Source organism: Endozoicomonas euniceicola (assembly GCF_025562755.1).
In the GTDB taxonomy this organism is placed as follows: Bacteria; Pseudomonadota; Gammaproteobacteria; order Pseudomonadales; family Endozoicomonadaceae; genus Endozoicomonas_A; species Endozoicomonas_A euniceicola.
Genome location: NZ_CP103300.1, coordinates 4,064,630 through 4,078,323, shown reverse-complemented (window position 1 = coordinate 4,078,323; position 13,694 = coordinate 4,064,630). Strand labels below are relative to the sequence as shown.

Sequence of the window (13,694 nt, the reverse complement as noted above, 5' to 3'; positions counted from 1 at the left end):
CCATGACAACAAAAATACTGAAACCTGCCCGTCTGGATTATCACGATCAGAACTTTATACAACAGCTTGAATATCTCCTGGCCTGGGAAAACGTATCCGATGCAAAGGTTTACGACACTGTTAAGGAAATCATTACCGCTGTACGCAGACGGGGTGACTGGGCACTACTGAACTACACTCGTCGTTTTGATCGTGTATCTGCCAGCTCCATGAATGAGCTGATCATCAGTAAGCAACAGTTGCACAATGCGTTAGAGTCCATTTCTGACGAACAGCGCCATGCATTGGAAACCGCTGCCGCCAGAATTCGTACTTACCATGAACGACAGGTACAGGAATCCTGGTCGTTCAAAGAACGCAATGGCACCCGACTTGGTCAGAAGGTACAGCCAATGGATCGTGTCGGGCTGTATGTTCCGGGCGGTCAGGCAACCTACCCCTCATCGGTATTGATGAACGCCATTCCTGCCCGGGTGGCGGGTGTGGAAGAAATTATTATGGTGGTGCCAACGCCGGATGGCGTGATCAATGATATGGTTCTGGCCGCCGCCGCCCTGGCGGGTGTACATAAAGTGTTTACCATTGGCGGGGCTCAGGCGATTGCAGCCCTGGCTTATGGCACAGTGACCGTACCACGGGTCGACAAGATTGTAGGGCCGGGAAATAGTTATGTGGCGACTGCAAAGCGGGAAGTTTTTGGTCAGGTGGGTATTGATATGATTGCGGGGCCTTCAGAGATTCTGGTGGTCTGCGACGGGTTAACCGATCCTGACTGGATTGCCATGGACTTGTTCTCTCAGGCTGAACACGATGAAGACGCTCAGGCCATTCTGGTTTCCGATAATCTTGAATTTCTGCATGAAGTTGATTACTGCATGAACCATCTGGTACAGGGGCTGGAGCGCAGTGAGATTATTAAAGCTTCCATCAATAACCGTGGAGCCCTGATTCATGTGCCCAATCTGAAAGCCGCCTGTGATGTGGTTAATCGTATTGCGCCGGAACATCTGGAGTTGTCTGTGGCAAACCCGGAAGCCCTGCTGCCGGATATCCGGCATGCCGGTGCCATTTTTATGGGGCGTCATACCGCTGAAGCCCTGGGGGATTACTGTGCAGGACCCAATCATGTGCTGCCTACCTCGGGAACTTCAAGGTTTTCTTCGCCTCTGGGGGTTTATGATTTCCAGAAACGCTCATCCCTGATTCATTTTTCAGACAAGGGCGCTTCTGAAATGGGCAAAGTCGCTTCGGTGCTGGCCCGGGGGGAATCGTTAACGGCTCATGCCCGGTCGGCTGAATTCAGGATTAAGAAGTAACGCAGCGTTTCATACTAAAACAGTCTCTATGCCTGAAGAACGAATAAACGAAATATCGCCTTCAGGCGCGTCATAGTCGGTGATCAACATTGAAATATCATTCATATCATCGACTACCGACGTAGAATGGATACTTCCAAACTTATTGGAGTCGGTCAGTATAATATTTCGACGTTGCTTGCTGATAATATGCTTCGCTATATCAGCCCGCATCATATCCCGGCTGGTAAATCCGGAAGTTATGTCAAATCCATCGATACCAATAAACGCGGTACTGAAATGCGTATGGTCAATGCAGAGTTTGGTCAATGGCCCAACGGCGCTTTCTCCCTGATGCTGGTAGATACCACCCAGCAGAATGATATTGGCTGACGTGTGGCGAACCAGGTGCGCAATATAAGACGATGGAGTAATAATGGTGACATCGCCACGCTCCGCCAGGAGTCTTGCCACCAGAGCGTTGGCGCTGCCTCCCTCAATTATGACTGCTTCATTAGGTTCTACCTGTTCAGCCGCTACACGTGCCAGTTTCTGTTTGGTGTCAAAACGCACCTCAAGCCTGGAGTCAAGGTCATCATTGTTTAGCGAGACAGCGGCACCATGAGTTCGCTTAAGATGCCCTTCACTTTCCAGCAAGTTGAGATCGTGCCTGATCGTAACGGCTGAAACACCGAGTATCTCTGAAAGTTTTGAAACAGAAATCCGTTTATTGTCGTTTACAATCTGCGTAATTTGCTGCTGTCTCGAATTCACAGACACAACTCCCTGAAAAATAGTGGATTATACTGTTGTTAGCTGTTAGCTGTTAGCTGTTGGTATGAACAGCCAAAAGCCAAAAGCCAGAAGCCAGAAGCCAGAAGCCAGAAGCCAGAAGCCAGAAGCCAAAAGCCAGAAGCCTTAAAGCTGATGTTCCGTGCGCGAAATAATGTCATCCTGGGCATCAGGCGAAAGTGCGGTAAAGAACGCTGAATAACCGGCCACGCGCACCACCAGATCCCGGTAATCCTGAGGGTTTTCCTTCGCTGCCAGTAACGTGTCTCTTGAGACGATATTGTACTGAACATGCCAGGCTTTGTGGTGGTTAAAGAAAGTGCGAATCAGCATTGAGAGCTTTAACTTGTCTGATTCTGTGGCGACTGCCGCAGGCGACAGTTTCTGGTTAAGCAGAACACCGCCAAGAATCTGGCCGGTAGGCAATTTGCCAAGGGAGTTGTAAACAGCGGTAGGTCCCAGCTGGTCAGAACCAGAAGCCGGGCTGGCACCTTCTGCCAGTGGTGTTCTGGCCTTGCGTCCGTCCGGTGTTGCCATGGTGGACGCGCCAAAGGGTACGTTCGCTGAAATGCTGGAAGTACCGGCGTAGTAGCCACCACCCACAGGTCCACGACCGTGGCGGGTATTCACAAACCCTTTCAGCTCATCAATATAGACCTGATAAGCCTCGCTCAGCAGGTTGTCCACAGCGTCATCATCATTGCCGTATTTAGGGGCGAAATTAATAAGTCGCTGACGCAACTGCTCATTTTCAGAACCACTGAAATCGTCCGCCAGAGCCTTCGCCAGTTCCGGCTGGCTAATCTGAGGCTGGTCAAACACCAGGTGTTTGATGGCTGACAGGCTGTTACCAAGGTTGGCTATGCCGACTTGCAGACCAGAAACCCAGTCATAGGTCGCCCCGCCTTCTTTAACGGTTTTGCCTCGTTGCAGACAGTCGTCTACCAGTGCAGAACACAGAATGTCCTGAGCCTGTTGCTCAAGGACGCTATCAACCACGGTGTCGATTTCAATGGACTTGCGAGCGTAATAACGAACCTGGTCAGCCCAGGACGACATGACTTGCCCGAAGTTTTCAAAATTGCCTTTTGCCAGGGACTTGTCGTGTTTCAAAAAGGCTTTGCCAGAGGTTGCGTCGACACCTTCATTAAGCGCAGCCAGTAACATCCGGGCAAAGTTCATAAAACTCATGCCGGTGCAACGATAACCCCATTTGCCCGGTACAGCGGTTTCGATACAGCCAATGGAGGCATAGTTGTAAGCGTCGGCACGCTCTACCCCCAGTTTGATAAACTCGGGAATAACAATTTCATCATTGTTAAAGGCTGGCATGCCAAAGCCGCACTTGATCACTTCAATGCAGCCCATTAAGAACGACTGGTCCAGGCCGCTATGATAACGGACACTCAGGTTGGGTTGAGTTGACCTCAGTTGTCCACAGGACTCCAGAATCGCCCATGAGAGTGGATTAACCGCATCAACAGGCTCTCCACTGTCGTTTAATTTCTGACCACCGATACAGACATTCTGATAAAGCGGCGAACCGGCTGACGCTTTTGAATGCGCTCCTGAGCGGATTTTGTTGACTTCCAATAGTTTCAGCCAGCAGCTTTGCAAAAGCTCCAGGGCAAACTCTTTCTGCAAGGTATGGTTTTCAACATCGCGACAGTAAAAGTCGTTCAGGTACTGGTCCATCCGGCCCAGTGATACGGAGTGACCGTTGGACTCAATTTGCAGCAACAGTTGAATGAAGTAGCACAGTTGCAGTGCCTGCCAGAATGTTTCCGGACGCTGGTGGGCAATGTGCTGACAGTTGCGGGCGATGGTTTCAAGCTCCTGTTTGCGGGATGCTCTCTGTTCGGTTTCTGCCATCGTCTGAGCCAGCTGACTATAACGCTGTATATGCTCCTGAATGGCTAAGAGTACAATGTTTGTGGACTTATAAAACTGTGCTTTCTTCAAGCCTTCAAAGGTAGCGATATCGTTATTGGCCTGATGCTGGCGAATTTCTTCGATCAGCCCGTCCAGTCCCAGTTCAAGGAGCTTGTCATTATTGATGGCCAGGTGAGCGTCACCTGACGTCATATTACCTTCCGCCTTGATGATGGTGGTTTCCAGAATCGCCTGCTGCTCATCGGTAAACAACCCAAAGCAACGATCCTGTACGGTCTTATTGCGCCAGTAGGGCGTTATGCCATGGATAGCTTCCTTGTCTTCCTCTGTAACGGCAAAGCCTGCGCCGGGGCGGTCTGCCAGGTCATCAATTTCCGCTTCAATCCATCGAACGGTGTATTCCGGAAAGATGGGGGCTGCACGAACCTTGCTGGCCTGGTTGCCCACAATCAGCTCGTCGTGTTTGATCCAGATAGAGCGCGTACGCAGGTGCTCCTGCAGCGCCAGGGCACGCCTTACGATAACCGGTTTGTCTTCATGAGCCTGATAGATGCGGGTGTAAGCTTCTGCGCGCTCGGTACAAATCGGCGGAGTAACGATGTTCACAAGCGCCTGTTTGTGCGCTTTGATTCGATCGGCAAGATGGTTCAGGTTCATGCTCAACCTCCAAGTGTTACCTTGAGTTTTGTGTGTTTGTGGCCGTAAGTCTGTGCGTTCTGCAGCAGCTCAGGTTTGTTCAGGGGGGACTCTGAGCATTGATAAGGCAGACCCAGCAACTGGTATTTGCTCATGCCCAGGGTGTGGTAGGCCAGCAGGTGAAGCTCACGACAGTTTTCCAACGATTCGGCAAAGTCGATAATTGATTTTAGTTCATCACTCGTGTCGTTGAAGTCAGGTATAACGGGTACACGGATCACTATGCGGCGGGCGATTCGGGCCAGTTTTCGGAAGTTATCCTTGATAAGCGACATTGACCCTTTTGTCCACGCTTTAAACTTATGTTCATCCGTATGCTTCAGGTCAACCAGCCAGCAATCAATAAAAGGCGCAACTCGCTCAATATATTTCCAGGGGACATGCAGACAGGATTCCATGGCGCAGGAGACACCTTCAGCCTGTAATCGGCTTGCCAGATTTTCTACCAGATCCGGTTGCGTCAGAGGCTCTCCCCCTGAAAACGTCACTCCGCCATTGCTCTGGTCGTAAAAGGCTTTATCTCTCATCAACTGGTCAAAGAGTTCGTCTGCATTCGCCTCTTTTCCGCAGACTGTCAGTGCTTTCGTGGGGCAAATGGATTCCAGTGCGATCAGCTGATCCTGTTTAATGGCCGGACGGTCTATTTTCAGAATGCCACCTTCCCGGTGAATAGCCGGACAGCCCTGCTCGCATAGGTTGCAATCCGTAAGACAGGTACGCTCATCAAACAACAGTGATCGTTTTCTGGACAGACTTTCCGGGTTCTGGCACCAGCTGCATTTCAGGCTGCACCCTTTCAGGAAAAGGATGGAACGAATCCCGTCACCATCGTGGGTTGAAAATCGCTGGATATTAAAATACATGTCTAATCACCCTGTTGCAGGCAGCCACTACTCTTACGAACAACCGTTGCGAACGGTCACCTTATGAACTGGCTTAAAGGTTTCTTTGGTGACTCTATGGCTTCTTTCGTTCGCAATTATCCAGCTTTCATACGAAGATCATATTGACCCAGGTCAATAGTTTTTTGCCTCGCCAAAACTATAATTGCTTCAGGTTTTACTATTTGAGTAATGACGATGATTGAGATTTATCTGGATACTGCGGATGTTGGTCAGGTAGCCCGTTTTAACCAGTGCTTTCCCCTGAAAGGAGTGACCACCAATCCAACGATACTGGCTAAGGCTGGCGCAGGGTTGAGAGGAACGCTTGAGGCACTGCAGAACGCTATGGGAGGCTCGCCACGGTTCCATGCTCAGGTAGTGAGTACCGAAGTGAAGGATATGGTATCAGAAGCGCGCCAGATCGCAGAGCTGCCTTATGACATTGTGGTAAAAATACCAGCGACTGAAGCGGGTCTGGCAGCCATAAAAGAAGTCAAAAAAGAGAATATCCCGGTATTGGCGACGGCGATTTACAGCGCCCAGCAAGGCTTTATGGCAGCACTGTGCGGAGCTGACTATCTCGCTCCCTACGTTAATCGCATTGACGCTATAAACGGCGATGGCGTGAAAGTGGTCGCTGACTTACAGACGCTTATTGAGCGTCATCAGCTGGATGCAAAGATACTGGCCGCCAGCTTTAAAAATGTACAGCAGGCGATGGACGTTATGAAACTGGGTATCGGGGCGATTACTTTGCCGGTAGATGTGGCCGCACAGATGCTGGCGCACCCTTCAGTAGAGCCTGCGGTTGAGCAGTTTACCTGTGACTGGAAAAATCAGTTTGGTGAAAAGCTTTCATTTGAAAGCTGAGTTTGAAAGTTAAGCCTTCTCAACTATCCCAGCCTTTGGATAGCGAAAGCAGTTAACGTCCGTCTGGCTCATCCGTGCGCCAGAGACATGTAGCAAAACCGGCTGTTGAACCTTTGTTCAGTAGCCGGATAGGATTGTGGCTGCGCGCTACCTATCTTTATTCGTCAGGTGTTTTATACGCCTCTGATTAGAAAAATTGCTATTGATAGCATTACTGTCCCAATAATGAACTCCAGGATTTTCCATGCTAACGGGTTGCGAAAAACTGGAGCAAGTACTTTGGCTCCATAGCCCAAAATAAAAAAGAATATGAATGATGCCGTAACAGCACCTATGCCAAAAACGAGCTGGTAGGGTTGATACTGAGTTGATATAGAGCCTAAAAGAATAACTGCATCAAGATATACATGCGGGTTTAACCATGTGAAGGCTAAACATACGATCACTGTCTTTAATAGAGATGTTTCTGATGAGCCTTCTGGTTTTAAAGATTGACTTTCACTTAATGCTAATTTGAAACTGATGAGGGAATAAATAAACAAAAAGACTGCTCCACCATAGCGAGCAATTATTTCTATTGTTGGAATCTCTTTCACAATTATTCCAAAACCGGTGATGCCTAATGTGATTAAAATAGCATCAGAAATGGAACACACTAAACAGACGATAAATAGATGGTGGTTTTTTATACCTTGTTTAAGGACAAAGGCATTTTGAGAACCGATTGCGAGTATTAAAGATAATCCAAGTGAAAAACCGGAAAGAAAGGTAGACATAAAATTTTCTTATTGTTGAAATGATAATGTAATTGAAGTGCCTAATCAGGTCCAGATGCTGCGCTGACGGCGCAGTCATTTGGAACCATTAGTGATATGAGAGGCTGTTGTTTTATTGGTTTGTAACATTAATGGGGTAGAAATTGACTTGCCTAGTAAATAAAGCGTATCCTTGCAGAAATCTTGTTTATTCGGCCACTCGATAGAGCCAAAGGCAACTTTTACTTGTTTGAAGTAACTTTTATTTTTCAGTTCTGTAAAAATACCTTTATCTAAAAAAGGAGTAACATCAAACTCTTTAAATTCATTATTAGAGAATTCAATGATTAGCTTGTAATCTTCTACTGCTCTTACTGATTTAACTTTAGGGTTCATAAGCACACCTATTTCAAAGGATCAATTTTGAATACTGAATCACCGTTAATGGCTAATTCCCAATTTGCCAGAAGGCTTTCTTTATGGATTTCTATCCAGGCATCGACAAGTTTTTGTTTGTTTTTAGGGAGCTCACCTTCCAGTATTGTTCCTGTAGGAATCTCAATAATTGCACTGTGATCTTGGAAATGAACATGAATATGTGGCCTGTTGTGTTGCTGATTGTCGAAGTAATACATCCGAATAATCAAACCGTAAAACATTGATAACGTTGGCATTTATGAATCTCAATGGTGAACATTTTTGCTGATTATACCTTATTAATGATTTCTTATCAGCAAAATCGTAGCCTTGCAAGTCTGTTTGAATAAATAACCGGAACAGGGCGAAGCCTCACAGCTTCGCCCCTCCCAAGCCACAAGGAGTAAGGATCACCCAACATCGCAGTTTAACTTACCATCTAACATACGACAAAAGTCGTTTTATAAGAGTCAATCAATCTTGTACGTAATTCTGATCGTGTACTGCCGTTGGTTCCAGTCTGTCGATTCTGGTGCTTCGGGGTAGGGCTCTGCCCGTTCAACAAGGTTCATTGCAGCCCGGTTAAAGGCTCTTAACCTTGAACTTCGTGCAATGCGCTGCTCCAGCAGCAGGCCTTGGCGATTGATGATGAACTCAACCGTTACTGTACCCGACTGGCGTTTGCGCCTCAGTGTGCGGGGCGTTACTTTTTTTGCCAGCAGATGCCTGCGAACCGAAGCATCAAAGACTTCCTGCTCTGAGCCGCCAGCTAGCTGACCCAGCCCGGTATCTTTTTCATCCGGCTCTGTATCCCGAAAACCGTTTACGCCCTGGTGGCCGCTATCGGATGCTATGGATGCTGGCTGCTGCACTCTCGGTTCAGGCTCAGGTTGAGGTTCCGGTTCAGTTTTTTCTTCTTCAACCTTCTCCTTCTCCTTCTCCTTTTCCTTCTCCTTTTCCTTCTTGTTTTTGCTGGGTAGCTCTTTCTCTACCACCTTTTCCGGGGGGCGTTCTTCGATACTCTGCTCTTCTTTCTGGAGCTCCTCTGCTTCGTCATCTTCAACGGGCGTGTCTTTTTTGGGTTCAGGTGTTGGAAGAATTTCAGAAACGGCCTGTGAAGCGGCAGCGCCTGCCATCGCCGCCTGCATACCAGAACTAATAACCAGACTGTCTGAAAAACTGGCCTGAACCGGGGGCGTGACGTTCATTTTCCAGAAGCCCGCCGCCACAATAACGTGCAAAGACAGAGAGAGAATAACCTTGCTGGAGAACGCACCGGAAGGCAACGGGTTCGTCAAGTTGAGTTCCCCCCGGCTTCCAGTGCAAGATGAGCGACTTCCAGTTTCATAGACTGCAAAATAGCGAACAGGTTGACCATCGTTTGAACAGGGGCTTGTTTGTCGCTGTTCACGACAATACTGAATTGGTCGCCGTGTTCTGCTGACAATGCTGCCAGCTTCGCTTTGAGTTGCTCGTCACTATTGATTTTCTCTTCATTCAATAACCAGCCCTTAATAGTCGGGTCTATGGTAATGGTGACGACCTCCTTCTCCATAGGTGCGGCAGAGGCGACTTCCGGCTCCGTTTCAGGAAGCTCTACTTTCATGTTCATCAAGGGGGCGTTGATCATGAGCATCATAAACGCAATCAGAGAAAAAATGACGTCTATCATTGGCGTCATGGCGTCCTGAACCGAAACGTTTTTTTCAGACTCTGGAATATCAATCATTTATTTACCCTGCTGGCTGGCTGCTTTTACAAACACTCTTCAGCTCCAGACTATGGGAAAACAGATTCAGCAAGTCTTTTGCATCAGCAAGATGATGGCGAATGCGTGAATTGATGAGTGCATGCAGAAACACGCAGAACACCGCAATCACCATCCCGACGGCGGTGGTGGTTAATGCCTGCCAGAGTCCATCGGCAACAATAGAGGGGTTAACGGGGCCCTGAGAAAGGCCAATATCCCTGAAAGAGCGCATCAAGCCGATAATCGTTCCCAGCAAACCCAGCATCGGGGCCAGTGAGGCAATGGTGATTAAACCTGACATTCGCTTTTGCAGCTGATTAGCATAGCGTACCAGCATAATCTGAATCGCTTCATCTCGAATCGCCTTGCTGTTGTCACAGTGGTTAACCATTTCCTCAATAACGGACTGATAACTGGTGGGCGATGCCTTCAGTGTCGCCAGTGCGTCGCCGGTGTGATGTTTATTCAGGGCACTGAGTACCGCCTGTTTCTGGTGTTGGCTCAGCCCTTTTCGGGTCAGGACGAAGCCAATGCGTTCAATGGCGATGGCCAGGGCAAAGACGGAGCAAAGTAGCAACGGGATGGCGGTTGCGATGGATAAACTATCAGCCAGCACTGTATTCAACCTCTGGAGCAGGTGTATAAGAACGTTTGATTTCCATTTCAAAACTATTCAGTCGTTTATAAACAGACATTAATTCAACAATGGTTGACCAGCTGTTAATCAAATAGTGCAGGGAGCCTTCAACACGTTTAAAGGCGCGCAAAATCTGCTGCATGACGCCCAGAGTGATGGCTCCGGACACCAGTGTCGGTGCCAGGACAACGTAGGGGATAATGGAGGACAGCTGCAGGTAAGACCACTTGGTGATATCAAAATACAGGTAGTGTCTGTACATCGCCACATAGTTTTTCCGGACACGCAGGAACAACTCTTTCATGGATTCCGGATCTGCACGACCATTGTCGTCTTCACCCAATACCAGCTCCTTACGCAGGGCAGCCTCGGCTTTCTGGTTATTAAATTCCAGCCCTGGAAGCTTGATACCTACCAGTGCCAGCAGAGCCGTACCGATCACCGAGGTCAGAATGGCGGTGTAAATCAGCACATGGTCAACATGCCCAATGAATGGCACCTGGTTGATTTTTTTGCTGAGTTCCCAGAGCAGGGGTTGAAACATCAGAAATGTCATGACGGAACGCAGCAGTGAGACCCCCAGCCGTTCAACAATCTGAGCGAAGCGCATGGTGTCTTCCTGAATACGCTGTGACGCCCCTTCAATATGGTTTACGCGGCTCCAGTGCTGCATGTAATAGTCATGCATTGCCGTACGCCAGCGAAAAATATAGTGACGAATCAAAAACTCCAGCAACACCATCATGGCAACATAGACGGCTGAAATTTTGGCGAAGGTCAGCAGGTGCATGAGCAGTTCAGCTTCTGTCACGGAACCGGGGTTTGCCAGTGCCTCCTGAATGGCATTGTAGAACGCACCAAACCAGTCATTGATCTCAAGGTCTATCTGAACCTGGCACCAGGTAGCTACGATGATGGTAAGGCTGCCAGCCCAGGCCCAGAGACGCCAGCGGGCATCCAGAAAAAAACTTCTAAACATTATTCAACCGATGTTTGCTTGTTAACGGGTAAGCCAATAAAAATATTTTGTTGTTCAAGGGGGAAGATTTGCCCGGCCAGTGACGTCAGTTGTCTGGCATTAATCGACTGACTGAGCTGATTCATGGTTTGCAGATAGCGGGGTGACTGGTAGCGTTCAAAACTTAATATCAGTCTTCGCAGCCAGGTATTCGGGTCTTCAAGGCGCAGGCTTTCAGCAAAATTAATGTCGTCACGAATTCGTTCAAGGTTTTCGTTAGCAATCACTTTGTCCAGATTTGAAAGTACCGATTCTGAGGCATTGATCAGCTCCTCCTCGCGTCCGGGCCCGGTAGTGAACGCCAGTCGGGTGGTTAACTGGTCGTTCTGGTTCAGCTGCATTTCGAATTCAATCCGGTAAACGCCACCCAGTTTATGCCGAAGTTCATTGCGCAGGGCTTTTTGAATAATCGGGTTAAGAGCAGAAATGTAGAAGCTGGTTTCAGGCTTCCATGGCAGGGTTTTGCGACCGTTAATAGCCACTGTCGCTTTTTCCTGTTGATAAATATAAGTCACTTGACGTTCAGAGCCCTGTAGAGGCCGGGGCGCATTCGGAACAAAAGGCTGACTGGTTTCCAGTGCGGCAAGGCAGGGCAGAACCGCTTCGGTGATCTGTGCTTCCGGGATATCACCAACCATGTAAATGGTGGCGGGTTGTTGGGCAAAACTGCGCACTATGTCTTTGAATTCAGGGAGATTAAGTGACTCTAAAGTGTTGAGTGCCTGCTCGGGCTGGTCGATTGTCTGAATACTGGTTGAAAGGCTTTCCAGCACTTGCTCAAAATCGGAGTCATTGAGTTGCCACAGCGACTGGCGTGCAGCGAAAAGCCTGATCAGCTCATTCAGTCCGTCGGGCTTAATCACGGCTCCCCGGTCCAGCTGATATGCTTTTTGCGCCCAGAACCACTCAATGCCACTGTGTTCCCCCCACTTCTTTAATTCTGCTGCGGGAACAAAGGACAGATCTGTCTGTTGCCAAACCTGAACGGCGGCTTTGCTCAGCCATTGCGGGGTATGGCTGTTCAGGTAGCCACTGTTGTCTATAGCCCGGATATAGAGTTTGTTGTCGCTGGTGGGCTGTTGCAGCCAGACGACTGAGTAGCCGTTGTCCAGCGTCCATTGTCTGACGCTGGTTTCCGGCCAGACTTTTTTAGTAGCCAATGGCGGTTCCACAGGCTTTTTCCATGCAGGCCAGTGAATCTCAACCGGTTCTTTCACGGCTTCTATCTGTTCTTTTTTCGTTTTCTGAGTGGAGGCAGGCGCAAGTGGCAGTGTCTCGGCTGACAGCCGTGCCTTTGTGGCTTTGGCCAGTTGTTGCGACGGCAGGTCTCTGTGAGTGCCACCGGGTATCTGGTAATAAATAAACTGGTCACCCGCTGATAACAGTTCCGTCAGCCGGTCATTCAGTTCGCTCAGGGTCAGGTCATCGATCCATTGCAGGGTGCGTTTTGCCCGGATGTTGTAATCCTCAAGAATACCCTTCTGAAAAACGGCGGTGGTGATTTTGTCTTCCCACTGCTGGAAATTTCTCTGGCCAACCAGTTGACGGTTGCGTGCGACGGATTGCCTGGCCTCAGCTTTTAACTGCTGGAAAGCTTCCCGACTCAGACCGTTTTGCTTTAATCGTTCGACTTCAGTCAGTACCGCTTTCAGCCCGGCAGCATGGTCTGGTGTGCGTGCCGCCATTGCCAGTACGAGACGTTGGTTTGTTGATTCTTTAAAGACCAGGGAAAGGGAGTTTACCTCCGCTTCTTCATAAAAAGACAGCTGTTGTCTGACTTGCCGGGAGGCGAGTTTACGCAGGAAATAGTTCTGGAAGCGCTGGTACAACCCTTCTACCGTTGTGTAGGGTTCGAGGGGGCTGCGAAAACCTGTTGTGACAACAGACGACACTCCATGGTTATCCTGAACTTTGCCGATATACAGCTGTTCTGACAGGGGCAGCTCCACGTAGTTTCTCTTTGGTGCTGGAGTGAACGGCTGTTTGCCGAAGGTGTCCCTGATTGCACTTTCCAGAACATTCAGGTCGATATTACCTGACACAATTAATGTCATATTGGCAGGTACGTAAAACCGCTGGTAGAACGCCCTGATATCATCAACAGTGGTTGCCTCAATGTCTTTCTTCAGGCCAATAACCGGGCGGTCAACATAACGGGACCGGTTGCGAACCACCTTTTTTTTCAGCTCATTGACCCGGCCAGCCAGGTTGTCCCCCAGTCGCATCTCTTCCAGTATCACCTGTCGTTCCACCTGCCAGTCCCGGTCAAGGAGGCTGGCGTTAAAGGCGATGTTGGCGAGGAAGGCAACAGACTGTTTCAGGTTCAGGGCATCATTGGGTCTTGTGCGCACCATAAACTGCGTTTCGCTCTGGCGGGTCAGGGCGTTTACCTGAAAGCCGGATCGCCAGCCAATTCTGTCGAGATAGTTGTGAATGCTGTCACCGTAGGCGGCATTGGTGCGAAACACCATATGTTCGGTGTTATGCGCCATCCCCCGAAGTTCGTCATCCACCGAACCCGCATGAACAATCAGCCTTAAATTGAAAGGGTCGCTGTCTTTTTCGCTGTTGTAAACGATATAGCGGAAACCGTTGTCCAGCACTCGAACCGTTAACGCCTCATCCCATAAAAGAGGTGTGGAAATATCAGCTTTTAAACCAGCGCAAGATAGCAGAAACAGCATAAA

At 48.9% G+C, this 13,694-nt stretch carries 13 protein-coding genes; 2 read left to right on the top strand and 11 right to left on the bottom strand.

What is annotated here, in order from left to right; genetic code table 11:
• Positions 1-2: 2 nt before the first annotated feature.
• On the top strand, positions 3-1,316 hold the full coding sequence (gene hisD, locus NX720_RS16555) for a histidinol dehydrogenase (RefSeq protein ID WP_262596005.1): 1,314 nt from the start codon (positions 3-5) through the stop codon (positions 1,314-1,316).
• 9 nt (positions 1,317-1,325) lie between these two features.
• On the opposite strand, the gene NX720_RS16550 is transcribed toward hisD, so the two are convergent.
• From NX720_RS16550 to NX720_RS16540, 3 genes are all read right to left on the bottom strand, one after another.
• Complete coding sequence (locus NX720_RS16550; protein WP_262596004.1) at positions 1,326-2,069, bottom strand: DeoR/GlpR family DNA-binding transcription regulator; 744 nt, start codon at positions 2,067-2,069, stop codon at positions 1,326-1,328.
• Positions 2,070-2,213: 144 nt separating this feature from the next.
• Entirely contained in the window at positions 2,214-4,637 is a 2,424-nt protein-coding gene (locus NX720_RS16545; RefSeq protein ID WP_262596002.1) for a formate C-acetyltransferase/glycerol dehydratase family glycyl radical enzyme, read from the bottom strand.
• A 2-nt stretch (positions 4,638-4,639) separates the two neighbouring features.
• The gene (locus tag NX720_RS16540) at positions 4,640-5,539 is read right to left on the bottom strand and encodes a glycyl-radical enzyme activating protein (RefSeq protein ID WP_262596000.1); all 900 of its coding nucleotides are present in this window, start codon (positions 5,537-5,539) and stop codon (positions 4,640-4,642) included.
• Positions 5,540-5,749: 210 nt separating this feature from the next.
• On the opposite strand from NX720_RS16540, the gene NX720_RS16535 reads away from it, so the two are divergent.
• A complete protein-coding gene (locus NX720_RS16535) occupies positions 5,750-6,430 on the top strand; it encodes a fructose-6-phosphate aldolase (RefSeq protein WP_262595999.1) in 681 nt (226 codons plus the stop codon).
• A gap of 173 nt (positions 6,431-6,603) precedes the next feature.
• Here the strand turns inward: NX720_RS16535 and NX720_RS16530 are convergent, their stop codons facing one another.
• The 8 genes from NX720_RS16530 to NX720_RS16495 form a co-directional block, all read right to left on the bottom strand.
• Entirely contained in the window at positions 6,604-7,206 is a 603-nt protein-coding gene (locus tag NX720_RS16530; RefSeq protein WP_262595998.1) for a LysE/ArgO family amino acid transporter, read from the bottom strand.
• A 75-nt stretch (positions 7,207-7,281) separates the two neighbouring features.
• Positions 7,282-7,581 carry a DUF2442 domain-containing protein gene (locus NX720_RS16525; RefSeq protein ID WP_262595996.1) on the bottom strand — a complete coding sequence of 100 codons (300 nt, stop codon included), beginning with the start codon at positions 7,579-7,581 and terminating at the stop codon, positions 7,282-7,284.
• Positions 7,582-7,589: 8 nt separating this feature from the next.
• Positions 7,590-7,859, bottom strand: a complete 270-nt coding sequence (dhiT, locus tag NX720_RS16520; protein ID WP_262595995.1) for a type II toxin-antitoxin system toxin DhiT — start codon at positions 7,857-7,859, stop codon at positions 7,590-7,592.
• A gap of 213 nt (positions 7,860-8,072) precedes the next feature.
• Positions 8,073-8,900 (bottom strand): energy transducer TonB family protein, encoded by an 828-nt coding sequence (locus NX720_RS16515; protein ID WP_262595993.1) that lies wholly within the window; start codon positions 8,898-8,900, stop codon positions 8,073-8,075.
• Positions 8,897-9,331 carry an ExbD/TolR family protein gene (locus NX720_RS16510; protein WP_262595991.1) on the bottom strand — a complete coding sequence of 145 codons (435 nt, stop codon included), beginning with the start codon at positions 9,329-9,331 and terminating at the stop codon, positions 8,897-8,899. Before NX720_RS16510 ends, NX720_RS16515 begins: the two co-directional genes overlap by 4 nt.
• A gap of 4 nt (positions 9,332-9,335) precedes the next feature.
• The gene (locus NX720_RS16505; protein WP_262595989.1) at positions 9,336-9,968 is read right to left on the bottom strand and encodes a MotA/TolQ/ExbB proton channel family protein; all 633 of its coding nucleotides are present in this window, start codon (positions 9,966-9,968) and stop codon (positions 9,336-9,338) included.
• On the bottom strand, positions 9,958-10,968 hold the full coding sequence (locus tag NX720_RS16500) for a putative transporter (protein WP_262595987.1): 1,011 nt from the start codon (positions 10,966-10,968) through the stop codon (positions 9,958-9,960). Before NX720_RS16500 ends, NX720_RS16505 begins: the two co-directional genes overlap by 11 nt.
• Positions 10,968-13,691, bottom strand: coding sequence for a M16 family metallopeptidase (locus NX720_RS16495; RefSeq protein WP_262595986.1), 2,724 nt, complete (start codon positions 13,689-13,691; stop codon positions 10,968-10,970). Before NX720_RS16495 ends, NX720_RS16500 begins: the two co-directional genes overlap by 1 nt.
• Positions 13,692-13,694: the final 3 nt, after the last annotated feature.